Annotated in this window: 19 protein-coding genes; 10 read left to right on the top strand and 9 right to left on the bottom strand. The window is 72.1% G+C overall.

The features are described 5' to 3' along the window. Positions 1-154 precede the first annotated feature (154 nt). Genes AB0H75_RS07760 through AB0H75_RS07745 form a run of 4 tightly spaced genes read left to right on the top strand, consistent with a single transcriptional unit; the run spans position 155 to position 4750 of the window. Positions 155-1507, top strand: coding sequence for an extracellular solute-binding protein (locus tag AB0H75_RS07760; RefSeq protein ID WP_367792104.1), 1353 nt, complete (start codon positions 155-157; stop codon positions 1505-1507). Then, positions 1504-2430: a carbohydrate ABC transporter permease gene (locus AB0H75_RS07755; RefSeq protein ID WP_367792101.1), complete on the top strand. Its 927-nt coding sequence runs from the start codon at positions 1504-1506 to the stop codon at positions 2428-2430. Before AB0H75_RS07760 ends, AB0H75_RS07755 begins: the two co-directional genes overlap by 4 nt. 1 nt (position 2431) lies before the next feature. Continuing rightward, positions 2432-3322: a carbohydrate ABC transporter permease gene (locus tag AB0H75_RS07750; protein WP_367792098.1), complete on the top strand. Its 891-nt coding sequence runs from the start codon at positions 2432-2434 to the stop codon at positions 3320-3322. Positions 3323-3328: 6 nt separating this feature from the next. Beyond that, positions 3329-4750 carry an erythromycin esterase family protein gene (locus tag AB0H75_RS07745; RefSeq protein WP_367792095.1) on the top strand — a complete coding sequence of 474 codons (1422 nt, stop codon included), beginning with the start codon at positions 3329-3331 and terminating at the stop codon, positions 4748-4750. Between the two features lie 10 nt (positions 4751-4760). On the opposite strand, the gene AB0H75_RS07740 is transcribed toward AB0H75_RS07745, so the two are convergent. Next, complete coding sequence (locus AB0H75_RS07740; protein ID WP_367792092.1) at positions 4761-6623, bottom strand: ABC transporter ATP-binding protein; 1863 nt, start codon at positions 6621-6623, stop codon at positions 4761-4763. Positions 6624-6763: 140 nt separating this feature from the next. On the opposite strand from AB0H75_RS07740, the gene AB0H75_RS07735 reads away from it, so the two are divergent. Further along, positions 6764-7288, top strand: coding sequence for a snapalysin family zinc-dependent metalloprotease (locus AB0H75_RS07735; protein ID WP_367792089.1), 525 nt, complete (start codon positions 6764-6766; stop codon positions 7286-7288). Positions 7289-7294: 6 nt separating this feature from the next. Here AB0H75_RS07735 and AB0H75_RS07730 read toward each other — a convergent pair whose 3' ends face one another. Then, positions 7295-9739 carry a glycoside hydrolase family 3 N-terminal domain-containing protein gene (locus tag AB0H75_RS07730; RefSeq protein WP_367792086.1) on the bottom strand — a complete coding sequence of 815 codons (2445 nt, stop codon included), beginning with the start codon at positions 9737-9739 and terminating at the stop codon, positions 7295-7297. A gap of 221 nt (positions 9740-9960) precedes the next feature. Between AB0H75_RS07730 and AB0H75_RS07725 the strand changes: the two genes are divergently transcribed. Continuing rightward, entirely contained in the window at positions 9961-10968 is a 1008-nt protein-coding gene (locus tag AB0H75_RS07725; protein ID WP_367792083.1) for a polysaccharide lyase family 1 protein, read from the top strand. 30 nt (positions 10969-10998) lie between these two features. On the opposite strand, the gene AB0H75_RS07720 is transcribed toward AB0H75_RS07725, so the two are convergent. Further along, a complete protein-coding gene (locus tag AB0H75_RS07720; RefSeq protein WP_367792081.1) occupies positions 10999-11187 on the bottom strand; it encodes a hypothetical protein in 189 nt (62 codons plus the stop codon). Between the two features lie 150 nt (positions 11188-11337). On the opposite strand from AB0H75_RS07720, the gene AB0H75_RS07715 reads away from it, so the two are divergent. Further along, a complete protein-coding gene (locus AB0H75_RS07715) occupies positions 11338-11499 on the top strand; it encodes a hypothetical protein (RefSeq protein WP_367792078.1) in 162 nt (53 codons plus the stop codon). Between the two features lie 28 nt (positions 11500-11527). Further along, positions 11528-12904, top strand: coding sequence for a glycosyltransferase (locus AB0H75_RS07710; protein ID WP_367792075.1), 1377 nt, complete (start codon positions 11528-11530; stop codon positions 12902-12904). Between the two features lie 64 nt (positions 12905-12968). Here the strand turns inward: AB0H75_RS07710 and AB0H75_RS07705 are convergent, their stop codons facing one another. Continuing rightward, positions 12969-13649 (bottom strand): TetR/AcrR family transcriptional regulator, encoded by a 681-nt coding sequence (locus AB0H75_RS07705; RefSeq protein ID WP_367792072.1) that lies wholly within the window; start codon positions 13647-13649, stop codon positions 12969-12971. Positions 13650-13732: 83 nt separating this feature from the next. Here AB0H75_RS07705 and AB0H75_RS07700 point away from each other — a divergent pair, with 83 nt between their 5' ends. Beyond that, positions 13733-14767: a saccharopine dehydrogenase NADP-binding domain-containing protein gene (locus AB0H75_RS07700; RefSeq protein WP_367792069.1), complete on the top strand. Its 1035-nt coding sequence runs from the start codon at positions 13733-13735 to the stop codon at positions 14765-14767. Continuing rightward, positions 14764-15630, top strand: coding sequence for an NAD(P)H-binding protein (locus AB0H75_RS07695; protein WP_367792066.1), 867 nt, complete (start codon positions 14764-14766; stop codon positions 15628-15630). The genes AB0H75_RS07700 and AB0H75_RS07695 overlap by 4 nt, the downstream gene beginning before the upstream one ends. Here the strand turns inward: AB0H75_RS07695 and AB0H75_RS07690 are convergent. The 5 genes from AB0H75_RS07690 to AB0H75_RS07670 form a co-directional block, all read right to left on the bottom strand. After that, positions 15603-17669, bottom strand: a complete 2067-nt coding sequence (locus tag AB0H75_RS07690) for a M14 family zinc carboxypeptidase (RefSeq protein WP_367792063.1) — start codon at positions 17667-17669, stop codon at positions 15603-15605. The two genes, AB0H75_RS07695 and AB0H75_RS07690, sit on opposite strands and share 28 nt — an antisense overlap. A 122-nt stretch (positions 17670-17791) precedes the next feature. After that, positions 17792-19501, bottom strand: a complete 1710-nt coding sequence (locus AB0H75_RS07685) for an ABC transporter family substrate-binding protein (protein ID WP_367792060.1) — start codon at positions 19499-19501, stop codon at positions 17792-17794. Beyond that, positions 19498-21600, bottom strand: coding sequence for a dipeptide ABC transporter ATP-binding protein (locus AB0H75_RS07680; protein WP_367792057.1), 2103 nt, complete (start codon positions 21598-21600; stop codon positions 19498-19500). The genes AB0H75_RS07685 and AB0H75_RS07680 overlap by 4 nt, the downstream gene beginning before the upstream one ends. Then, a complete protein-coding gene (locus AB0H75_RS07675) occupies positions 21597-22439 on the bottom strand; it encodes an ABC transporter permease (RefSeq protein WP_367792054.1) in 843 nt (280 codons plus the stop codon). Before AB0H75_RS07675 ends, AB0H75_RS07680 begins: the two co-directional genes overlap by 4 nt. Position 22440: 1 nt before the next feature. Then, positions 22441-23418, bottom strand: a complete 978-nt coding sequence (locus AB0H75_RS07670; protein ID WP_367792051.1) for an ABC transporter permease — start codon at positions 23416-23418, stop codon at positions 22441-22443. Positions 23419-23533: the final 115 nt, after the last annotated feature.

Genomic DNA, 23533 nt, shown 5'->3' with positions numbered 1-23533 from the left:
CAGAGAGAAGTGTGATTGCGGCGGTCTTGACAGCCACATATCCGAAACCTAGATTGGCGTGCCACGCGGCATGTCGAAAATGTTTCGACAAGCTCACCCATAGTCCAACGAGCCGCCCGCTCTAACCCCCCGGCGTTCGAGTACGGAGATCAGCGTGGAACCCAGGACAACCTCTCGCCGCACCTTCCTCAGCCTCTCCATGGGCCTGCCCTTGGGAGCCGCACTGGCCGCCTGCGGCAGTTCCGGTCCGACCAAGCCCGGCACCGCCGCCAGCAGCGGCGGCGGAGGGGGTGGCACCAGCGCGACCTACTGGTACCTGTCCACGCAGCCGCAGGAGGGCGTGCGCACCAGGACCATGGAGCGTTTCAACAAGGCCAACCCCAACGGCACGATCCAGGGCACGACGTTCCAGAACGACGCCTTCAAGACGAAGATCAAGACGGCCATCGGCGCCGGCCAGGCACCCACGCTGATCTGGGGCTGGGGCGGCGGCACGCTGCGCAGCTACGTGCAGGCCGGCCAGGTGGACGACCTCACCCCGTTCTTCGAGGAGAACAAGGCGCTGAAGGACCGGCTGTTCCCCTCCTCCTTCGGCGCGGCCACCATCGACGGCAAGATCTACGCGATGCCGTGCGAGACGATGCAGCCGATCGTCCTCTACTACGACAAGCGGGCCTTCGAGAAGATCGGCGCCCAGCCGCCCCAGACGTGGGGCGACATCATGGACCTGGTGCCGAAGTTCAACGCCAAGGGCATCGCGCCGTTCTCGCTGGGCGGGCAGTCGCGCTGGACGAACATGATGTGGCTGGAGTTCCTGTTCGACCGCATCGGCGGCCCCGAGGTCTTCCAGGCCGTCTTCGACGGCGAGAAGGACGCCTGGTCCAACCCGGCCGCGCTCGACGCCCTGGGCAAGGTGCAGGAGCTGGTCAAGGCCAACGGCTTCATCAAGGGCTTCTCCTCCATCACCGCCGACTCCAACGCCGACCAGGCGCTGCTCTACACCGGCAAGGCCGCGATGATGCTGCACGGCGGCTGGACGTACGGCAGCATGAAGACCGACGGCGGCGACTTCGTCTCCGGCGGCCACCTCGGCTACATGAACTTCCCGCCCGTCGACGGCGGCAAGGGCGACCCCGGCAACACCGTCGGCAACCCCGGCCAGTACATGTCGATCTCCTCCAAGGCCACGCCCGAGCAGAAGGAGATCGCCAAGAAGTTCTTCGCCACCGAGCTGATGAGCGACGCCTCGGTCAAGGAGTGGGTGGCCACCGGCGCGGTGCCGATCGTCAAGGGCGCCGACGCGGCGTTCGGCTCCTCCCCCGACGCCGAGTTCCTCAACTTCGTCTACGGCATCGCCAGCAACGCCAAGGCCTTCGGCCAGTCGTGGGACCAGGCGCTCAGCCCGACCGCGGCCGAGGTCCTGCTGGACAACATCGCCAAGCTGTTCCAGCTGTCGATCTCGCCGCAGCAGTTCGTCTCCAACATGAACGCGGTCATCGGCAAGTGAGCGTCGTCCCCATCCCGGCCCGGCGGGAGACCTCCCCGGCCGCCGCGCAGGGCGGCCGGGGGGCCGGGCTCTCCTGGCTGGCGGTGCCGGCCCTGGTGTTCTTCGTCGGCTTCGGCGTGATCCCGCTGGTCGGCGTCCTGCTGCTCAGCTTCACCTCGTGGGACGGGCTCGGCGACATCCACGTCACCGGCCTGGACAGCTGGCGGGCCGTGCTCAGCGATCCGGGGCTGCCGCACGCGCTCTGGGTGACGTTCCTGGTCATGCTCCTGTCGTGGGCGGTGCAGACGCCGGCGAGCATCCTCATCGGCGTGTTCCTCGCCGGGCAGCAGCGCTACCGCGCCGTGCTGGCGGTGCTGTACTTCATCCCGCTGCTGCTCAGCTCGGCGGCCATCGCGATCACGTACAAGGCGCTGCTGGACCCGAACTTCGGGCTCGGCGCCGGGCTGCAGATCCCGCTCCTGGTGCAGGACTGGCTGGGCAGGCCCGGCCTGGCGCTCGGCGTGGTGATCTTCGTGGTGTCGTGGCAGTTCATCCCGTTCCACTCGCTGATCTACCAGGGCGGCGTGCGGCAGATCCCCCGCACGATGTACGAGGCGGCGGAGCTGGACGGCGCGGGCCGGGTGCGCAAGTTCTTCAGCATCACGCTGCCGCAGCTCAAGTACACGATCATCACGTCCTCGACGCTCATGGTCGTCGGCTCGCTGACGTTCTTCGACCTGATCTTCGTCCTGACCGCGGGCGGCCCGGGCGACGCCACCAGGGTGCTCGCCCTCGACATGTACAAGCGCGGCTTCCAGGCCAACCTCATGGGCCCGGCCAGCGCGATCGCCGTCATCCTGGTCCTGGTGGGGCTGGCCCTGGCGCTGCTGCTGCGCCGGCTCGGCGGCCGGGACGCGAGCGCGAGCCAGCTGGAAGGGGCCTGACATGGCGACGACGCTGACCGAGGGCAAGCCGCAGGTGTCGGCCCAGCACGCCCGCCCGCGCAGGCGCGGCACCAGCGAGCGGCCCAACTGGCTGGGCGGCGCGATCAGCTGGTTCTGGCTGCTGGTCGTGATCGTGCCGATCTACTGGATCGTCATCACCAGCTTCAAGTCGCAGAGCAACTACTACATCGAGAACCCGCTGGCGCCGCCGTCTGAGCCGACCCTGGCCAACTACGGGATGGTCATCGAGGCGGGCTTCATCCGCTACTTCCTCAACAGCCTGGTGGTGACGCTCGGCGCGGTGGTGCCGGCGGTCGCGGTGTCGTTCATGGCGGCGTACGCGATCGTGCGCGGCAGCGGGGGCCGCTTCCTGCGCTACACCAACTCGTTGTTCCTCATGGGGCTGGCCATCCCGCTCCAGGCCACGGTCATCCCGATCTACCTGATCATCATCAGGCTGCACCTGTACGACACGCTGCTGGCCATGATCCTGCCGTCGATCGCGTTCGCGATCCCGCTGTCGGTGCTGGTGCTGTCGAACTTCATCAGGGACGTCCCCAAGGAGCTGTTCGAGTCGATGCGGCTGGACGGCGCCAGCGAGTGGGGCACGCTGTGGCACCTGGCGCTGCCGCTGACCCGCCCGGCCGTGGTGACGGTGTTCGTCTACAACGCGCTGACGGTCTGGAACAACTTCCTGCTGCCGCTGATCCTCACCCAGAGCCCGGAGCAGCGCACGCTGCCGCTGGCGCTGTGGAGCTTCCAGGGCCAGTACAGCATCAACGTGCCCGCCGTCCTCGCCTCGGTCGTGCTGACCACCCTGCCGATCCTCATCCTGTACGTGGTGGGCCGCCGCCAGCTCCTCGCGGGCCTGACCGCCGGCTTCAGCAAGTAGGGCGGCGTGCCGCACGGCGACGAGGTGACCCGCTGGCTCGCCGGGCGGGCCGTCCCGCTCGGCGACCTGGCGCCGGGCGGTGACCTGGCCTGCCTGGCGCCGCTGCGGCCCGCGCTGGACGGGGTCCGCCTCGTGGGGCTGGGCGAGGCCACGCACGGCAGCGCCGAGTTCTTCCCGCTGCGCCGGCGGCTGACCGAGCTGCTGGTGCGCGAGCTGGGCTTCACCACGCTGGCCGTCGAGGCCAGCGCGGCGGCGGCGCGGGCCGTGGACGCCTACGTGCGCGGCGGGCGCGGCGACGCGCGGGGGGCGCTGGCCGGGCTGGGCTTCTGGACGCTCGACACGGCCGAGATGCTGGACGTGCTGGAGTGGCTGCGCGAGCACAACCGCACCGCCGACCGGCCCGTCCGCTTCGTCGGGATCGATCCGCAACACCCGGGCGCGGCGCTGCGCCTGCTGCGCGAGCACCTGGGCGGGGCGGCGGACGAGCTGCTCGCCCCGCTGGACGTCCTGGCCCGCTCCCGGTGGGGCCAGGACGACCCGCTCGATCCCGGCGTCGAGGCCGCGGCACGGCGCCTGGAGGAGCACGTGGCCGACGCGGCCCCACGAGCCGACACGGCCACGCGAGCCGACACGGCCGCGCACGGCCGGGACGAGGAGCACGCGGCCCCGGGCGGCCGGGAGGAGCTCCGCGAGGCCGCGAGGATCGTGCGCCAGGCCGCCGACCTGTCGAGTCGGCCCTTCACGCACGCCGACGCCGAGCTGACGCTGGGCGTGGCCCGCGACCGGTACATGGCCGAGAACGCGAGCCTGCTGCTGGCCGATCCGGACGCGAAGGTCGTGTTGTGGGCGCACAACGGCCACATCAGCAAGGGCCGCCACAGCGGCGGCGCGGTCACCGCCATGGGCCGGCACCTGGCGCGGGCGCACGGCCCGGCGTACTACGCGCTGGCCGGGCTGTTCGGCGCCGGCGAGTTCCGCGCCATCCCCCGGGGCCGCTTCCGGCGCGCGGCCGCCATGCGCGCCCTCCGCGCCCGCCTCACCCGCCTGCTCCCTTCCCTCCGTCCCCCCTCCGCCCGTCCCCCTTCCACGCCCCAGGACACCGGAGGGGCCCGCGCCGGTGAAGGGGCGGCGGGCCGGCGGCCGGGGACGGTGCGGTTCAAGGTGCCGCTAGCCGGCACGCCGCTCGCCGTGGAGGCCCGGCTGGCCGCCGCCTGCCCCGACGACCACGTGGTGGACCTGCGGGCCGGTGAGCGGCCGGCGGCCGTGGCCGAGTGGCTGGCGGCCGCCAACCACGTCCGCGCGTTCGGCGCGATGGCCGGCCGGCTCACCGCCCCGCTCGCGTTCATGCCGGCGGTGCTGGCCGAGGAGTTCGACGGGCTGGCCTTCGTCCACACCTCCACCGCCTCCACGCCGCTGCCACCGCCGTAGCCGGTTACCGTCACCGGTAGGCGGCGGCCTGCAGGGAGTACAGCTCGGCGTAGAGCCCGTCGTCCGCCATCAGCGTGTCGTGGTCGCCCGCCTCGACGACCTCGCCGTGCTCCAGGACGTAGATGCGGTCGGCATGCCGGACGCTGGCCAGGCGGTGGGTGATGAGCAGCACGGTGCGGCCGTCGGCGTGGGTGCGGATGCGCTCGAACAGGGCGTGCTCGGCGCGGGCGTCGAGGGCGGCGGTGGGCTCGTCGCAGATGAGCAGGTCGGCGTCGCGGTGGAAGCCGCGGGCCACGGCGATGCGCTGCCACTGGCCGCCGGACAGCTCCTGGCCGTCCTTGAAACGGCGGTCCAGCAGGGTGCGGTAGCCGTGCGGCAGGCCGGCGACCACCTCGTCGGCGCCGGCGACGGCGGCGGCCGCGTGCAGGGCGGGCTCGCCCTTGTCGGTGCCCATCGTGATGTTGTAGCGGGCGGTCAGCGGCCAGCGGGTGTGGTCCTGGGCGATGACGGCGGTGCGGGTACGCAGCTCCTCGGGGGCGACCTGGCGCAGGTCGGTGTCGTCCCAGCGGACGGTGCCCGCGTCGGGCTCGTACAGGCCGGCCAGGATCTTGGACAGGGTGGTCTTGCCGGAGCCGTTCTCGCCGACGAAGGCCACGATCTCGCCCCGCTTCAGCTCGATCGACACCCCGCGCAGCGCGGGCTTCTTCGAACCCGGGTAGGTGAAGGTCAGGCCGTCGGCGGTGATGCGGTCGAAGCCCTCGGGGGCCGGCAGCGGGCGCGGGGGGACCATGCGGCGCTCGGCCTCGGCGCAGAACTCCAGGAAGTCGGTGAAGTACAGCCCCTGCTCGTAGAGGCTGTTGGTGGCGTAGAGCAGGCTGGTGAGCGAGCCCTGGGCCGACCGGATGGCCAGCACCGCGGTGCCCGCCACCGCCAGCGGGATCGCGCCGAGCGCGAGCAGCACGCCCAGGGCCACGTAGACCACCCCGGCGCCGAGGCCGCTCAGCGCCTCGCCGGCGAGCATGGTGAACGTCTGCCGCCTGACCAGCCTGAGCATGGCCTCCTGCTCGGCGCGGGCCACGGCGTCGTACACGCGCAGCAGGAAGCCGCGCATGGTGAACGCGCGGACCTCCGCCGCCGGCTCGCGGTCGGCCAGCAGCTCGCTGATGATCCACTTGCGGCGGCGGGCCGGGACCAGGCCGTACAGCGTGGAGTAACGCTGGCGGGCGCTGCGGCCCGCGGCCCAGGCCTCGGGCAGCACGGCCAGCAGGAGCAGCGGGAGCAGCACGGGGTGCAGGATGCCGAGGACGCCCGCGGCGGCCAGCAGCCCGACGCCGGCCGTGACGACGCTGACGCCCGCGTCCACGACCCGGCCGGCGGCGTGCGCGCCGGGGCCCTTGGCGCGTTCGAGGGCGTCGTGGAACGCGGGGTCGTCGAAGGCGACCAGCTCGACACCGCTGGTCAGGCTGTAGAGCCGCTGCTCGGAGGCGCGCTCGATCTGCGGGCCGAGCCGCGACTCGGCCCAGCTCGCGCCCGCCCGCAACAGCGCGCGGGCCACCCCGGCGGCGCCGACCAGCAGCAGGCTCGGCAGCGCCGCCAGCACCCGCTCGGGCGTCGGGCCCTCGCTGAACAGGGCGGTGAGCACTCCGGTGGTGGCCAGCAACCCGAACGCGGAGACGACCCCGCCGAGCAGGTTGAGCGAGATGGTGATCACGGTGTCGCGCGGGCCCGCCGTCCAGGCCATGCGCAGCGCCTGGCCGATCAGCGTGGGCAGCCGCCTGGCGATGGTGAGGAAACCGGTCGCGGTGATCTTGCCGTCGTGGGCGTCGAATTCGGAGGGCGCGATCTCGCCGAGTTCGAGGGGATCTTCAGGCATGCCGGAAGTGTGCCCCGGGGGGCCGGCATTCCAGGGCGCCGCGGGGTCATAACACGGTGATAGGGGGAATCTGACAGGGTGCCGGGCCGCGGGGAGGCGCATACCGTGACAGCCACCTCTCACCTCCCCGGAGGATCCTCATGCCAAGACGCCTTCGTCTCGCGCTCTCCCTCGTCCTCGGCCTCGCCCTGCTCCTGGTCACCTCCCCGGCCCGGGCGAGCGCCCTGGTCACGGTGCTCCGTTACGACGCGAGCCGGGCGGCCGAGTTCGTCTCCGCCGTGAACCAGGCCGCGCAGATCTGGAACGCCAGCGTCACGAACGTCCGGCTCGTCGCGGGCACGCCCGCCCACTTCGTGGTGACCGCCGACAACGGCTGGCCCCGGACCCAGCCCACGAGCCTGGGCCGGGGCACGATCTGGATGGGCCGCCAGGCCACCTCCCAGGGCTACAACCCGGTCCGCATCGCCGCCCACGAGATCGGCCACATCCTCGGCCTGCCCGACCGGCGCACCGGCCTGTGCTCCGACCTCATGTCCGGCTCCAGCGCCCCGGTGAGCTGCACGAACGCCAACCCGAGCGCCGCCGAGCGGGCCGCGGTGGAGCGTAACTTCGCCGGGACGGCGGCGCCTCAGGTCGAGTTCGGCCGGCTCTACGTGAACCGCTGACGGCCCTCACCCGCACCGGTAGCCGGAGGGCAGCGCGGTGTCGCCCGCCGGGCGGCTGCCCTGGAAGCCGAAGGACGTGCTCGCGCCCGGCCCCAGCGACCCGTTGTGCGCCGCGTTCCGGGCGGTGACGCTCTGGCCGCTCACTGTCAGGGACGCGTTCCACGAGCCGGTGACCTGGTGCCCGGAGGGCAGCGTGAACGTCACGCCCCAGCCGGACAGGGCGGCCGTGCCGGTGTTGGTGACGGTGAGCTGGACCACGTACCCGGTGCTCCACTGGCTCTGCACGGTCGCGGTGACCGAGCAGCCGCCCGTCCCCTCGCCGGGGCGGGTGGTCACGGCGACCGTGGCGGAGCGGGGCGAGCGGTTGCCGGCCGCGTCCCTGGCGTACACGGCGAAGGTGTAGGCGGTGCTCGCGCTCAGGCCGCTTACCGTGGCGGAGGCCGTCGCGGACGTGGCCACCGTGCTCTCGCCCGTGTCCGTCACCCGCACCACGTCATAGCCGGTCACCCCCACGTCGTCGGTGGCGGCGGCCCAGGACAGCCGCACCGACGAGGAGGTGACGTCGGCGGCCGAGGGCGTGCCGGGCGCGGTGGGCGGGGTGGTGTCGACCGGCGTGCCGCCGTAGGTCAGGCCGAAGCCGAGCGGGAACAGCGGCGTCTTGCCGTCGCCGTCGTTGATCGGCTGCTGGGAGGCGCTGCTCATCCACGTCACCGGCAGCTTGCCGGTGGGCTGGACGGCGCCGAACAGCACGTCGGCCACCCCCTGGCCCTCGGTGCCCGGCAGCCAGGCGGCCACCAGCGCGTTCCAGCCGGGGAGCTGGGCGGCGATGTCGAGCGGCCGGCCGGAGACCAGTACGACCACGACCGGGACGCCGGCGGCGCGCAGGGTGGCGAGGGTGGCGAGGTCGGTGGAGTCCAGGCCCATCGCGCCGGGCCGGTCGCCCTGGCCCTCGGCGTACGGGGTCTCGCCCACGACGGCGACCGCCACCTTGTAGGAGCCGTCGATCCCGCTGCCGTCGCGGCTGTAGGTGACGGTGGTGCCGGAGCCGGCGGCGCTCCTGATGCCCTGCAGGATGGTGGTGCCGGGGGTGGTCGCGCCGGCCGAGCCCTGCCAGGAGATCGTCCAGCCGCCGCTCTGCAGGCCGATGTCGTCGGCGCTCTTGCCGGCCACGAAGATCTTGCCGCCGGGCGCGAGCGGCAGCACGCCGCCGCTGTTCTTCAGCACGACCTGCGACTTGGCCACGGCCTCGCGGGCGAGCGCCCGGTGCGCGGAGCCGCCGACGGTCGCGGTGTAGGACCGGTCGGTGAGCGGCTTCTCGAACAGGCCGAGCTCGAACTTCTTGGTCAGGATCCTGCGGACGGCGTCGTCGATCCTGGCGTTGCTCACCCGGCCGGCCTGGACCTCGGCGCGCAGCAGGTCGATGAACTGCCGCCAGGCGGTCGGCACCATGACCATGTCGATGCCGGCGTTGACGGCGGTGCGCACGTCGAGCGCGGATGTGCCGGTGGCGCCGTCGATCTGGTCGATGCCGTTCCAGTCGGAGACCACGAAGCCGCCGAAGCCCAGCTCGCCCTTGAGCACGGTGGTGATGAGGTACTGGGAGCCGTGCAGCTTGGCGCCGTTCCACGAGCTGAAGGAGACCATCACCGAGCCGACGCCGCGCTCGACGGCGGCGCGGAACGGCGGCAGGTGGATCGCCCGCAGGTCGGCCTCGGAGAGCTGGGTGTCACCCTGGTCGACGCCGTTCGTGGTGCCGCCGTCGCCGAGGTAGTGCTTGGCGGTGGCCAGCACGGAGGCGGGGCCGTTCAGCGCGGTGCCCTGGAGGCCGGTGATGATCGTGGCCATCGAGGAGGGCAGGGCGGGCACCTCGCCGAAGGACTCGTACGTGCGGCCCCACCGGTCGTTGCGGGCCACGCACAGGCAGGGGGCGAAGTCCCAGTCCACGCCGGTGCCGGAGACCTCCTCGGCCACCGCCCGGCCGATGCGCTGGACCAGCTCCGGGTCGCGGGTGGCGCCGAGGCCGATGTTGTGCGGGAAGAGGGTGGCGCCGACGACGTTGTTGTGGCCGTGGACGGCGTCCACGCCGTACAGGATGGGGATGCCGAGAGGGGTGGCCAGGGCCGCGTTCTGGAACCTGTCGTACATGTCGGCCCAGGAAGCGGCCGTGTTCGGGGAGGGCGCCGAGCCGCCGCCGGACAGCACCGAGCCGAGCCGGTAGGTGGTGACGTCGGCGGTGCTCGCCGACGCGCGCTCGGCCTGCGTCATCTGGCCGAGCTTGTCGTCCAGCGACATGCGGGACATCAGGTCGGTCACCCGGGTCGCCACCGGCAGCGACGGGTCCTGGTACGGCAGCACCGCCGCCGCGTGCGCCCGCCGGCCGCCGACCGGCACGCCCGCCACTGCGAGGACGAGCAGCGCCACCGCCACCCATGTCATGATCGTGCTTCTCATGTCCCTCCGCCCCTGGCGCCGACTTTTTGGGAGCGCTCCCAAGCGGAACTGTAGGTCACCTCCCCCGCCCCGCCCACCGGGCCGGCCCGCCCGCCCGCCGCCATCAGCGCGAACGGCCGGAATCACGTGAAACTTTCAACGGGCCCTTTACCGCCGGTACGGAAGCCCGGATAATGCGTGGAAAGCGCTTTCCCACCGTTCCCCGACCGTGTGGAGAGATCATGCTCCTGCCGCCGTCACGCGCCTCACGCTGGGCGTCCGCCGCCGCCGCGACCGTGCTCGCCCTGGCCTCCCTGTCCGCCGCCCCCGCGGTCGCGGTGACGGCGGCGGACGGCCCCACCGGCTTCGCCGCCGTCAACGCCCTCGGCCGCGCCGGCACCACAGGAGGCGCCGGCGGCCGGATCGTCACCGCGACCAGCTCCGAGCAGTTCCTCGACTACATCGACAGCCTGGAGACCCTGGTCATCCAGGTGCCCGGCACGATCGCGATCACCAGCAAGCAGGGGGTGCGGCCCAACAAGACCATCGTGGGCGTGGGCTCCTCGGGCCACATCACCGGCGGCGGGCTGGACTTCTACCGGTCGTCCAACGTGATCGTACGCAACCTCCGCTTCACCGACGCCGAGGACGACGCGATCAACATCGGCCAGAACTCCCACCACATCTGGATCGACCACAACACCTTCTCGGGCGCGGCGGACGGCTCGGTGGACATCGTGCGCGGCGCGGACTACGTCACGGTCTCGTGGAACCACTTCGACCACTCCGACAAGTCCATGCTGATCAGCCACTCCGACGGCGCGGCCGGCACGGACGTCAGCCACCTCAAGGTGACCATCCACCACAACTTCTTCGACCACAGCCGCCAGCGCCACCCGCGCATCAGGTTCGGCGAGCCGGTGCACATCTACAACAACTACTACCTGGGCAACGAGCTGTACGGCATCGCCTCCACCGAGAACGCCGGCGCGGTCGTCGAGGGCAACTACTTCGAGAACGTGGCGCACCCGCTCTACTCGGCCAGCGGCTACGCCGACAGCGGCCCCGGCCGGGCGGTGCAGCGCGACAACGTCTTCGTCGGCTCCGGCGCCCCGGAGACCGCCGGGACCGTGGTCGAGCCCGGCACCTACTACAGCTACACGCTCGACGCCCCGCAGGGCGTGCCGGCGGCGGTCCGGGCGGGAGCGGGCCACGGCAGGATCAACCCGCTCGCCACGCCCACCGGCTGACGAGCGCCCCGCCCCCCCGTCACGGGCTCGTCAGCTCCTGGGGAAGATCTCGGTCCCGGGGCGCTGCACGTACGCCGTCGCCGCGGTGAACCCCGGGTCGCCGAGACGCCGCTCCAGCTCCTCGGGCGTCACGTCCTCGATACGGGTCTGGATCCACGATGGCGCGGGGTGCCTCGGCGAGCCCAGGCGGCGGGCCGGTGCAGCGTCAACCAAGCGCATTTATCGGTCATAGCTCGACCAACGGCGCGCATGCCTCCCCTACCGCCCGCCGGAATGCGGCGTACCGTGCCGGATGTCCGCACTGCGACGGTCTCGGGAACCGGTCCTGGGCGATCCCATCACACCGCTCTCGTCTGCAAGGAACGCGTCATGCCCTACGGTTCTCTCGCCGGCTACGGCGGCGGGGTCGCCCTGGCCGCCCTGGCGGGTGGCCACCTCTGGCTGGTCGGGCTCTGCGTGGCCGTCGTGCTGACCGCCGCGCTGCTCGTCCGCGCCAGGTTCCGGCGCGGACGCTGCCCCATGAGCCGGTGAAGGGACGACCGTGGTCACCGCCCGGTGCGTGAGCCACCGCACGCTCCTGCTCCTCAGCGCCCTGCCCATCGCCGGCTTCGCGGCCTGGGGGCTCGCCCACCTGGTCGCGCTGGCCGGGATGGCGGAAGGCCGGCCGCACGACCTGTCCGCCGCCTGGATGGTGTCCTTCCTGCTGCTGTGGTGGGTGCCGCTGGCCTGGTTCGAGCGGCCGGTCCGGGCGCCGCGGGCGCGGCAGGCCGAGCTGGACGCCCTGACGGTCACCGTCCAGATCCCCGTCTACAACGAGGACCCCGAGGCCCTGCGCGCGTGCCTGCGCTCGGTACTGGCCCAGAGCCGCCCGGTCACCCGCGTCCGGGTGGTGGACGACGGCTCGGCCGACCGGGTCACCGGCGAGCCCGTGCGCTACGACGACGTGCGCCGCGAGTTCGAGGCGGAGGCCGCCCGGCTCGGCATCGCGACCACCTGGGACCGCACCGGGAACCGGGGCAAGCGCTTCGCCCAGATGCACGTGCTCGCCCACGACGACGCCGACGTCTTCATGACGCTGGACAGCGACTCCGTACTGGACCGGCACGCGGTGCGGGAGGGGTTGCAGCCGTTCGCCGATCCGCGGGTGCAGTCGGTGGCCGGGCACGTGCTCGTGCTCAACCGGGCGGCGACCGTGCTGACCCGGCTGACCTGCGTGTTGTACCTGCCGTTCACCCGCGGGCTGCGCAGCGCCCAGTCGGTGCTGCGGCGGGTGACGATCAACTCGGGCACGCTGGCCTTCTACCGGGCCGCCGTGGTCCGGCAGTGCGCGGGGGCGTACGAGAACGAGCACTTCCGCGGCCGTCCGATGCAGATGAACGACGACTCCATGCTGACCTTCTACGCGCTGCTCGCCGGGGACACCGTGCACCAGCCGTCGTCGATCGTGTTCACGCTGGTGCCGGAGCGGCTGGGCCACTACGTGAACCAGCAGTTGCGCTGGATGCGCGGCACCACGGTCCGGCACCTGTGGTGGCTGCGGTACATGCCGCTGACCGGGGTGGTGTTCTGGGCGACGGTGGCCGAGTACCTGCACCTGCTGCTGGCCCTGGCGATCTCGGCCGTGCTGGTGGCCGATCCGGCCTGCCGGGCGCACCTGGAGGAGTTCTCGGTGGTGGCGGCGCAGGTCGGGTTGTCCATGTGCTATCTGATGGCGCTGCGGCTGTTCACGATCGAGCGCAGCGACGAGCCGCTGCGGGCGCGGCTGCTCATGTTCGCGCTGGCGCCGGTGGCGTCGTTGTGGCGGCTGGTGGTGCTGCGCCCGCTGTACCTCTACGCGCTGGTCACCTGCTGGCGGGTCAACCGGTGGGGCACCCGCGGCTCGGTGGAGGTGGCCCTGCCCGACGCACTGCCCGACGCCGGGCCCGCCCAGCTCTGAGCACACGGCCCGAACACGGCCCGAGCACGGCCCGAGCACGGTCAGGGGCGCGGTCCGAGGGCGGTCAGGGGCGCAGGGACTCCAGCAGGCGGCCGGCCTCGGCGGCCAGCCGGGGCAGGTCGGCCGCCGGGTCCGGGGAGCGGGCCAGCAACATGCCGCCCTCGCACAGCGCCCCGAAGACGAGCCGCGCCCGGACGGCCAGGCCGCCCCGCTCCACCTCGCCCCCGGCCAGGCCCTCCCGCCCCGTCCCGCCCCCGGCCGGGCCCTCCCGCTCCGTCCCGCCCCTGGCGGCCGGCTCGTCCCGGGCGGGCCCGCTCGTGGCGGCCAGCTCGAACCCGGCGTGCAGGACGCGCAGCAGGTGCGCGTGCTCCATCTCCCGCACCGTCTCCCAGCCGAGCACGGACGGCGCGTCCAGCAGCACGATCCGCCGGAAGCCGGGGTCGAGGCAGTGCTCCAGGAAGGCGTGGGCGCCCCGCCGCACCGCCGCCCACGGCTCGCCCTCCTCGGCCGCCACCCGCTCCAGCCGGGCCGACACCGCCACCAGCTCCTCCTCGACCGCCGCGCGGAACAGCGGCGCCTTGCCGCCGAAGTGGTGGTAGGCGGCCCCCTTGGTGACCCCGGCCGCGGCGGCGACCGCGTCGATCGAGGTGGCGGCGTAGCCGTGCCGGCCGAACAGCTCCCGGGCGGCGCGGGTCAGCGCCGCCGTCGTCCCGTCCGACCGCTCTGCCTGGGTACGGCGGATCATCGTGCCCCCATTGACTTACATACTCGCGGTACGTAACTTCGGAGCCAGTTACGTACCGACAGTATGAATCATGGAGGTCCGCCATGCCCCCACCCGTCGCCGTCTACGGGGCCACCGGCCACACCGGCCGCCTGACCGCCGCCGAGCTGCTGGCCAGGGGCCACGAGGTCGTCCTGGCCGGCCGGGACGAGAAGGCGCTGCACGCCCTCGCCGACGAGCTGGGCGGCAGGGCCCGGGTGCGGCACGCCCCGCTGGACGACCCCGCCGCCTTACGCGCCCTCGCCGGGCAGGCCGCCGTGCTGGTCCATTGCGCCGGCCCGTTCACCGACACCGGCCGGCCGGTCGCCCTGGCCGCCGCCGAGGCCGGCTGCCACTACGTGGACCACGCGCTGGAGCAGCACCACACCAAGTGGCTGTTCGACGAGCTGGCCGGGCCCGCCCGCCGGGCCGGCGTCACGATGATCACCGCCATGAGCTTCTACGGCGGCATGGGCGACCTGCTCGCGGGGGCGGCGGGCGCGGGCCTGAGCGACGTCGAGCGGGTGGTCACGGCCTACGCGGTGTCCGGTTGGCGCCTGACCACGGGGGCCAGGCGCACCGCCGAGCTGCTGTTCGCCGACACCCGCCGCATCACCCACGACGGCGGCGAGCAGCACGTCGGCTACGTCGAGCCGCGCAACGCCGTCTTCCCGTTCCCGCCGCCGCTCGGCCCGCGCACGATGATCGCGCCGGTGCCGTTCCCCGAGGTCGTGACCGTGCCCCGGCACGTGCCGGCCCGCCGGGTGGAGGCCCAGCTCACCGCGCGCACCTTCGAGGAGGAGCAGGCGTTCACCTCCGAGCACGCGGACGCGGCCACCCGGGCCGGCTCGGAGTTCACCGTCGCCTGCCAGGTGATCACGGCGGACGGCGGCGGCGGCGCGGGCCAGGTCAGCGGGCGCGACCTGTGGCGGCTGAGCGCCCTGGCCGCCGTGGAGGCCGCCGTCCGCGTCGCCGCCGGCGACGGCCCCGGCCCCGGCGTCCACGGCCCGGCCGAGGCGTTCCCCCCGGCCGCGTTCCTGCGTGACCTGGAACGCCTGGGCCTGCTCACCCTCACCCTCCCAGGAAAGGCGGAACGATGATCCTCGTGACGGGCGCGGCCGGCGGGCCGCAGGGCGGCACCGGCCGGCAGGTCGCGGAGCTGCTGCTGGCGCGCGGCGAGCGGGTGCGGGCCTTCGTCCGCGCCGACGACCACCGGGCCGCCGAGCTGCGCGAGCTGGGCGCCGAGGTGGTGGTCGGCGACCTGCGCGAGATCCGGTCGGTACGCCCCGCGCTGCGCGGCGTGCGCCGGGCCTACTTCACCTACCCGGTGACGGCCGGGCTGCTGGACGCCACGGCCGCGTTCGCCGCCGCCGCGCGGGAGGAGGGCGTCGAGCGGGTCGTCGAGGTCTCGCAGCTCGACGCCTCCCCCGAGGCGGGCACCCCGCGCATGCGCCGCCACTGGCTGTCGGAGCAGTTCTTCGACTGGGCCGGGGTGGGCGCGGTGCACCTGCGCGCGGGGGTGTTCTTCGAGAACCTGGCGGTGGTCGCGGCGGCGTCCGGCCACCGGGAGCTGGCGCTGCCGCTCGGCGGCCCGGACACGCTGGTCCCGCTGGTGGCCGCCGCCGACGTGGCCAGGGTGGGAGCCGGGCTGCTGCTGGAGCCCGGCCCCGTCGATGCGGTGGTGCCGCTGACCGGGCAGACGGCCGCGATCGGCGAGGTGGCCGGCGCCTTCGGCCTGCCCTACGTGGACGTGCCGCCCGAGGAGTGGGCGGCACGGGCCGCGGAGGTCTACCGCGACCCGTACGCGGTCGAGCACCTCACCCACCTGTGGGCGATCTTCCGCTTCGTCGGCGCCGGCCACCACCCGCTCTACGCCGTCACCGGGAGCATCGAGCGGTTCGGCGGCCGGCCACCGGTGACGCTCGCCGAGTTCGCTCAGGGCCTGCCGGAGCCGTCCCGGTAGTCGGCGGCGATCCCGATCAGCGAGATCAGTCCGGCGGCGAACTCCAGCGCCTCCTGGTGCCCCTCGCTGAACGGCGGCTGGAAGCCGACGCCCTCCCACGCGCCGGCCTGCGGGTTCCACAGGTCGGCGCCGACCTCGAAGTCCCAGCCGTAGACGCCGTGGTCGTACCACAGCTCGTCGGCGGAGTTGCCGGCCGCCGAGTAGAGCACGTCCGTCACCGGCCCGGTCTGCTGCGGCCAGACGACCGTGCCCCGCTCGGCGGCGATGGCCGTCTCGATCGTGCGGGCGGACTCCAGGAAGTACGCCTCCTGCCGCGGCGCCGGCCGGGGCAGGGTGACGCGGCCGTCGAGCTTGTACGCCCCCGGCGGCCACATGAAGTACCCGCCGTAGCTGTGGATGTTCATCGCGAACCGGATGTTGGGGTAGTGCTCGGCCAGCCACATCACGTTGCGGCTCTCCGGCTCGGAGTGCTCGGCGGGGCCGGCGTAGGTGCCGCTCTGGCAGTTGGCCGAGGCGCCGAAGTAGCCGTCGTGCAGCGAGCCGGCGGCGTAGTTGCGGTTGACGTCCACGCCCCAGGTGTTGCGCAGCGCCGGGTCGGACTGGCCCGGCGGGCAGTGGTTGGTCAGGTTCTTCCGCTGGCCCTCGAAGTCGTAGAAGCTGTAGTTCGCGCCGTCGGGGTTGACGGTCGGCACGATGAACACGTCGGTGCGCTCCAGCAGGCGGCGAGTGGCCCGGTCGCGGGCGTGGTTGCGCAGCAGGCGCTCGGCCGCCTCGACGGCGACCAGCGGCGTCACCCACTCGCGGGCGTGCTCCTGGGCGTAGGCGAGCACGCCGGTGCGCGAGCCGTCGCGGTGCGCGCCGATGCGCAGCGCCAGCACCTTCGCCGGCGCCCTGGAGACGCCGGCCGGCGCCCGCAGGAAGTCGCTGAGCTGGGTGAGCGGCACGGGCGCCACGATCCCCGCGCCGGGGTCGGCGCGATAGGCCGAGGCGCGGACGGGGATGCCCGGCGTGGCGTTGATCGCGGCCACGACCTGCGCGGCGGTGCTGGTGAGCGCGCCGGAGGCGTCGGTGGCCAGGGCGACGGTGATCAGCTTGCCGTTGACCGTGACCTGGAGGGCACGGCCGGGCGCGCCGGGATCGACCAGCTCGACGGCCAGGTCGTTGCCGCCCTCGGAGCCGTAGGCGGTGGAGGTGACCACGACGGCCGACCCGGGCGGGGTGCCGAGCACGGCCTGGGCGTGGCGGCGGTAGCCGTTGGTCTCGTACGGCAGCGTGATCAGCTCGGTCAGCCGGGGGAACTCCTCGTGCAGCGCCTTGATCCGCTCGTCGAGCTGGGCGGGCGGCATGTACTGGGTGACGAAGTCGCTGCGGTAGCCCCTGTCCCGCCGGTCGGGCCGGTCGCCGCCGGGCCACTCCCCGACCCGGGCCTCGGCCCTGCCGCCGCCCGCCGAGGTCACGGTGATCCACTCGGGGCGGGCGGCCGCCGGGACGGGGGCGCTGAGCTGGTGGCCGAGGTAGGCGCCCGCGTCCACGTACGCGACCATCGCGGCCTGGCCGGTCGAGCCCTGCCGCCCGCGCCAGCTCACGGTGAGCGAGGCGGCCGCGGCGAGGCTGCTGGACGCCTCGACCGACAGGAAGTACCCGTCACGCGACCTGAACCACACCGCCCGCTCGATCACGATCCGGTCCCGCGCGGTGGCGGGCGGGGCCGCGGAGCGGGCCTGGGACGGGGCCCGCGGAGCCGGGGTGGCGCCGAGCGCGCGCAGCCCGGCCAGCTCGCCCGGGGTGAGCACGGCGTCCACCTGGACGCTGCCGTCGGGCTGCGGGCGGACCCGGTGGGTGAGGTCGGCGCCGGAGGCGACCAGGCGCTCCATCGTGGCCCGGTCCGGGACGGAGAGCGTGACCAGCGAGGCGGGCTCGGGGTCGGCGGGCCCGGCGGCGACGGCGGCCAGGGCGGAGGGCTGGTCAGGGGGCTGGGCGACGGTCAGGGTCGCCAGGGCGAGGATCACGGCGGCGGCGGACGCTGGTAAGCGACGCATCTGCTCCTCCTGGGGGTGCTGAGGCCCACTCATTGAAGAACGCCCCCAAAAGCCGCACAAGGCCCACCCAGCGCGGAACCCCCGCCCGGCGCGCGGCCGGACGGGGGTTCGCGAGGGGATGATCAGCCGGTGAAGCCGACGATCGAGTAGTCCAGGGACCGGTAGCCCTTCGCGCCCCAGTTCGCGAGGGTCTTCTTGGTGGCCTGGATGTCGGGACGCTGGTACAGCGGGATGGTGTGCACCATGTCCCAGATCAGCTTGTCGGCGGCGTTGGCCTTCTCGATGGCCTTGGCCGGGTCCATCTCGCCCACGGCCGCCTCGATGGCCGCGTCGAGCGCCGGGTCGCTGCCCTTCGGGAAGTTGCTCTCGGAGCCGGTCTTGTAGATCTGCGCCAGCGAGCCGATCGGCAGCGGCGTGCCGATCCAGGAGAACGGCACCAGGTCGAAGTCGCCCTTGATGATGTAGTCGTTGAAGAACTTGTCCAGCGGCACCGGCCGGATGCTGACCTTGGCCCCGGCCTCCTTCAGCATGGCCTGGACCAGCTCACCCTCGGTCTGCGCGACCGGCGTGCCCGTCGGGATGACGAAGCTCAGGTCGAGCTCCTTGCCGTCCTTCTTGCGGTACTCGCCCTCCTGCTTCCAGCCGGCCTGGTCGAGGAGCTGCTTGGCCTTCTCCAGGTTGTACTTGCCGAGGTCGCCGGAGTTGTCGACGTAGCCCTTGTGGTTGTTCATGAAGACGTGGTTGCCGAGCGTCTGCAGCGGCCAGTCCATGTCCTTCAGGTCGGACTGCGTGATCACGTCACGGTTGATCGCGTACGCGATCGCGTGGCGGACGTTCTTGTCCTTCAGGTTGGCGCTGACGTTGTTGACGGTGATGTGCCGCCAGTTGGGGCTGAGCGCCTTGCGGATGTCCACGTTCGGGACCTCCTTGGCGCGCTTGAGCTCGGCCGGCGCGCCGGAGGGGATCTCGACCGCGTCGAGCTCGCCGTTGGCGAAGGCGTTCACCTGCGCCTCGGGGGACTCGATGGCCCGGAAGATGATCTTGTCCAGCTTGGCCTTCTTGCCCCACCAGTTCTCGTCACGCACGAGCGTGAGGGTCTTGGTGCCCTCGTCGATCTTCTCGACCTTGAACGGGCCGGCGGTGACGGGGATGGCCTGGTTGTACGACTTCTCGTACTTGTCCGTGTCCACCATGTACTTCGCCGGGTAGAGGTGCGGCGAGCGGGAGTACAGGCCCATCCACTCGGGGTAGGGCTTGCTGAAGGTGACGACGGCGACCTTGTCCGAGTCACCCTTGGTGACCGACGCGATCCGGTCCCAGCCGTCCGTGGAGGCCGGCTTGTACTTCTTGTTCTTGCCGTTGTTGATCTTCCAGGCGGCCTCGAAGTCCTCCCAGGTGATCGGCGTGCCGTCGGACCACTTGGCCTTGTCGTTGATCGTGTAGGTGACGACCTGCTTGTCCCCGTTCACCTCGTTCTTGACGTCGGTGAGGAAGTCGGGGTTGGCCTTCCACTGGGCCTGCTCGTCGAACACGATCGGCTGCGGCATGATCACGTCGAGCATGTCCGCGGTGTCGGCCTGGTTGCCGTCCACGTGGTTACCGTTCCACTGCGTCGGCCACTGGCCCACCGCGAGGGTCAGCGTGCCGCCGTCCTTGACCTGCTCGTACGCGACGTCGTTCATGCTGACCGCAGGCGTCTGCGACATCTGCTGCTGCGCCTGCTGCGACTGCTCGGCACTCGGCTTCTTGGCGTCTCCGCCACCTCCGCCGCAGGCCGCGACCGCCATGGCGAGGACCGCGACGCCCGCGGCCGCCCGGTAACGAACCTTCACTTTTCCTCCTGATCGTCCGAGGCCGTGATGACCTCGATCTCCTCCGCGTAGTGGCAGGCGGCGCCGTGATCGACGGCGTTCGCGAGCCGGGCAACCGAGGGTTCTTGATCCACACATCGCTGCCGCTCCGCCTCGCTGAGCTGCGTGGCGAACTTGGGGCAACGAGTGCGGAACCGGCAACCCGTGGGCGGGTCGGCCGGGCTGGGCAGGTCGCCTTCGAGCAGGATCCGCTTCCGAGTACGTTCCATCTCCGGGTCCGGCAGCGGGATCGCCGACAGCAGCGCCTGCGTGTAGGGGTGCGCGGGACGGTCGTAGACCTCCTTGACCGTGCCGATCTCGGCGATCTTGCCGAGGTACATCACGGCCACCCGGTCGGCCAGGTGCCTGACCACGGCCAGGTCGTGGGCGACGAACAGGTACGACAACCCCAGGGTGTTCTTCAGCTCCTCCAGCAGGTTGATCACACCGGCCTGGATGGAGACGTCGAGTGCCGAGACCGGCTCGTCCAGCACGAGCAGCTTCGGCTCCAGCGCGAGCGCGCGGGCGATGCCGATGCGCTGGCGCTGGCCGCCGGAGAACTGGCTCGGGTAGCGCTCGGCGTGCTCCGGCGACAGCCCGACCAGCTCCAGCAGCTCCGCGACCCGCTCGCGCACGTTCTTGCGGCCGTGGGCGCGCAGCGGCTCGGCGATGATGTCCTGGACCGGCATGCGCGGGTCGAGCGCGGCCATCGGGTCCTGGAAGACGATCTGCAGGTCGCGGCGCAGCGCCCGGCGCAGCCCCGCGTCGATCTTGGCGCTGTCCCTGCCGAGCACCACCACCCGGCCGCCCTGCGGCGGCGCGAGCTGCATGATCTGCTGGAGCGTGGTGGTCTTGCCGCAGCCCGACTCGCCGACCAGGGCCAGCGTCTCGCCCTCGGCGATGTCGAAGCTGATGCCGTCCACCGCGTACACCGTGCCGACGCGGCGCTTGAACACCGCGCCCTTCATCAGCGGGTAGTGCCGGATCATGTTGTCCAGCTCCAGCACGGTGCCACGCTCGGCGCGCGGCACCCGCACCACCTCGCTCGGCGGGATCACCGGCACGGGGAACACGTCGGCGCCGGTCAGGCCCTTGTGCTCGATCTCGTGCGAGCGGATGCAGGCCACGCTGCGCCGGCCGGCGGTCCCCGTGGCGGTCCCGACGGCGGGCCCGAAGGGGATCAGCGGCGGCTCCTCGTCGTCGCACATGTCCACCCGCATGGGGCAGCGCGGCGCGAACGGGCAGCCGGGCGGCAGCGCCGACGGCGAGGGCGGGTTGCCCTCGATCGGCACCAGCGGCCCCTCCTCGCCGTCGATGCGCGGGATCGAGGCGAGCAGGCCCATCGTGTACGGCATGCGCGGCCGGTAGTAGATGTCGTCCACCGACCCCTGCTCGACCGGCCGGCCGGCGTACATGACGAGCACCCGGTCGGCCATGCCGGCGATGACGCCGAGGTCATGGGTGATCATGACGATGCCGGCGCCGGTCTCCTGCTGCGCGGTCTTGAGCACCTCCAGCACCTGGGCCTGGATGGTCACGTCCAGCGCGGTGGTGGGCTCGTCGCAGATGAGCAGGTCGGGGTCGTTGGCGATGGCCATCGCGATCATCGCGCGCTGCCGCATGCCGCCGGAGAACTCGTGCGGGAACGCCTTGGCGCGCACGTCCGGGTGCGGGATGCCGACCAGGTCGAGCAGCTCGACGGCCCGCCTGGCGGCCTTGTCGCGGGGCATCCGCTGGTGGATGCGCACGGCCTCGGCGATCTGGTCGCCGATGGTGTAGACGGGCGTGAACGCCGACAGCGGATCCTGGAAGATCATGCTGATGGCCTTGCCGCGGATCTTGACCAGCTCGGCCTCGTTCATGCCCAGCAGCTCGCGCCCGTGCAGCTTGACCGAGCCGCTGACCTGCGCGCCGGGCGGCAGCAGGCCCATGACGGCCAGCGAGGTGACCGACTTGCCGGAGCCGGACTCGCCCACGATGCCGAGCACCTCGCCGCGCTCGACCTCGTACGACACCCCGCGCACGGCCTGGACGCCGCCGGGGAAGGTGACGGTGAGGTCCTGGACCTCCAAGATGCTCACGAGTTGCTCCCGGGGTCGAGGGCGTCGCGCAGGCCGTCGCCGATGAGGTTCACGCTGAGCACGAGGAGCACCAGCAGGCCGGCGGGGAAGGCGAACAGCCAGGGGTAACCGGTGGCGTTGCCGGAGCCGGAGGCGATCAGCGTGCCGAGCGAGACGTCCGGCGGCTGGATGCCGAAGCCGAAGAAGGACAGCGCCGCCTCGCCGATGATCGCCGCCGAGACGTTGAGCGTCGCGTCGATGATCAGCAGGGAGGACAGGTTCGGCACGATGTGCCGGAAGATGATCTTCCAGCGCGGGATGCCCATGTAGACGGCGGCCTGGACGTACTCGCGCTCGCGCAGCGAGATCGTCATGCTCCGCACCACTCTGGAGGTGACCATCCAGGAGAACGCCGCCAGCAGCACCACGAACCACAGCCAGGACGAGCCCGCCTTCAGCCGCGGCGAGATGATGGCGATGATGAGGAAGCTGGGCAGGACGAGCAGCAGGTCCACGCCCCACATGAGGACGCGGTCCACCCAGCCGCGGAAGTACCCGGCGAACGCGCCCACGACCGCGGCGAGCCCGGTCGAGATCAGCGCGACCAGCAGGCCGATGACGATCGACTTCTGCATGCCGCGCAGCGTGACCGCGTACATGTCCTGGCCGATGGAGGTGGTGCCCCACCAGTGGTCGCCGTCGGGCGGCGACAGGAAGGCCAGGAAGTCCTTCTCGGTCCAGTCGTAGGAGCCGAAGTACGGGCCGATGTAGGCCAGCGCGATCAGCAGGAACAGCGCGAGGAAACCGTAACGGGCCTGCTGGTTGCGCACCAGGCGCCGCAGGACGACCTTCGAACGCATCTCAGCTCACCCGCACCCTCGGGTCGAGCGCCGCCACCAGCAGGTCCGACAGGAACGCGGCGAACAGGACGCAGACGGCGGTGAAAGCGGTCACCGCGGCGACGGAGTTGACGTCGTTGGCGTTGATCGAGTCGACCAGCCAGGCGCCCATGCCGTGCCAGGCGAAGATCTTCTCGGTGAAGATGGCTCCGGTGAACATCGTTCCGAACGCGAAGGCGAAGTAGGTGGCGGACGGGATCAGCGCGGTGCGCAGCGCGTGCTTGGTCAGCGCGGTCCTGCGGCGCAGGCCCTTGGCCATCGCCGTGCGGACGAAGTCCTGGCCGAGCACGTCGAGCATCATGTTGCGCTGGATGCGGCTGTAGAAGGCGATCGAGCCGAGGCTGAGCGAGATCGTGGGCAGGATCAGGTGGTTCAGCCGGTTGAGGAACTGGTCCCAGCCCGACAGCCGCGGGTTGTACTCGCCGGTGTACTCGATGAGCGTGAACCCGAGCCCGCGATTGACGTTGTACGTCGCGATCGCCAGCAGGGTGGCCAGCACGAAGACGGGGATCGCCATGACCACGAAGGAGGAGACCCCGATTAACCGGTCACTGAGCTTGTACTGCTTCACCGCCGAGGCCGCCCCGAGCGCCACCCCGACGGCGAAGCCGACCAGCGTGCCGATGAGCAGCAGCCGAAGGCTGACCATGACCCGCCGGCCCATCTCCGCGTTGACGGAGCCGCCGTTCCAGGTCTTGCCGAAGTCACCGTGCAGGACGCCCGTGGCCCAGGTCGCGTAGCGCTGGAGCACGGGGGTCTTGTCGTTGAGGTTGTAGGCGTCGAGCGTGCGGTCGATCGTCTCTTCGGGGATCGGAGGCTGGCGGCCCTGGTACGTGGCCCGCGGGCTCATGGTGGTGGCGGCGAGCATGTACGCGAGACTGGCCGCGATGGCGACCAGGACCACATTTATTGCCAACCTGCGAAGCAGGTACTTGCCCATTACTCTCCGTTCGCGCTGACCGGGGGCGCATCTCGGGGTGGAGAGGCGCCTCCGCAACGTAAAGCCGCCCTCCATCGGGAAATCCAGCTGACCGTGAGGACGGCGATCAAGGCGC

Source organism: Nonomuraea sp. NPDC050783, from assembly GCF_040802095.1.
In the GTDB taxonomy this organism is placed as follows: domain Bacteria; phylum Actinomycetota; class Actinomycetes; order Streptosporangiales; family Streptosporangiaceae; genus Nonomuraea.
Note: the sequence above shows the minus strand (reverse complement) of the source record. Positions and strands in the feature narration are given on the sequence as shown.

Excerpts from the sequence above, each read along its gene's own strand:
- AB0H75_RS07750 (WP_367792098.1), top strand. The coding sequence starts at position 2,432 with ATGGCGACGACGCTGACCGAGGGCAAGCCGCAGGTGTCGGCCCAGCAC.
- AB0H75_RS07740 (WP_367792092.1), bottom strand. The coding sequence starts at position 6,623 with ATGCCTGAAGATCCCCTCGAACTCGGCGAGATCGCGCCCTCCGAATTC.
- AB0H75_RS07735 (WP_367792089.1), top strand. The coding sequence starts at position 6,764 with ATGCCAAGACGCCTTCGTCTCGCGCTCTCCCTCGTCCTCGGCCTCGCC.
- AB0H75_RS07730 (WP_367792086.1), bottom strand. The coding sequence starts at position 9,739 with ATGAGAAGCACGATCATGACATGGGTGGCGGTGGCGCTGCTCGTCCTC.
- AB0H75_RS07725 (WP_367792083.1), top strand. The coding sequence starts at position 9,961 with ATGCTCCTGCCGCCGTCACGCGCCTCACGCTGGGCGTCCGCCGCCGCC.
- AB0H75_RS07720 (WP_367792081.1), bottom strand. The coding sequence starts at position 11,187 with ATGCGCTTGGTTGACGCTGCACCGGCCCGCCGCCTGGGCTCGCCGAGG.
- AB0H75_RS07715 (WP_367792078.1), top strand. The coding sequence starts at position 11,338 with ATGCCCTACGGTTCTCTCGCCGGCTACGGCGGCGGGGTCGCCCTGGCC.
- AB0H75_RS07705 (WP_367792072.1), bottom strand. The coding sequence starts at position 13,649 with ATGATCCGCCGTACCCAGGCAGAGCGGTCGGACGGGACGACGGCGGCG.
- AB0H75_RS07700 (WP_367792069.1), top strand. The coding sequence starts at position 13,733 with ATGCCCCCACCCGTCGCCGTCTACGGGGCCACCGGCCACACCGGCCGC.
- AB0H75_RS07695 (WP_367792066.1), top strand. The coding sequence starts at position 14,764 with ATGATCCTCGTGACGGGCGCGGCCGGCGGGCCGCAGGGCGGCACCGGC.
- AB0H75_RS07690 (WP_367792063.1), bottom strand. The coding sequence starts at position 17,669 with ATGCGTCGCTTACCAGCGTCCGCCGCCGCCGTGATCCTCGCCCTGGCG.
- AB0H75_RS07675 (WP_367792054.1), bottom strand. The coding sequence starts at position 22,439 with ATGCGTTCGAAGGTCGTCCTGCGGCGCCTGGTGCGCAACCAGCAGGCC.
- AB0H75_RS07670 (WP_367792051.1), bottom strand. The coding sequence starts at position 23,418 with ATGGGCAAGTACCTGCTTCGCAGGTTGGCAATAAATGTGGTCCTGGTC.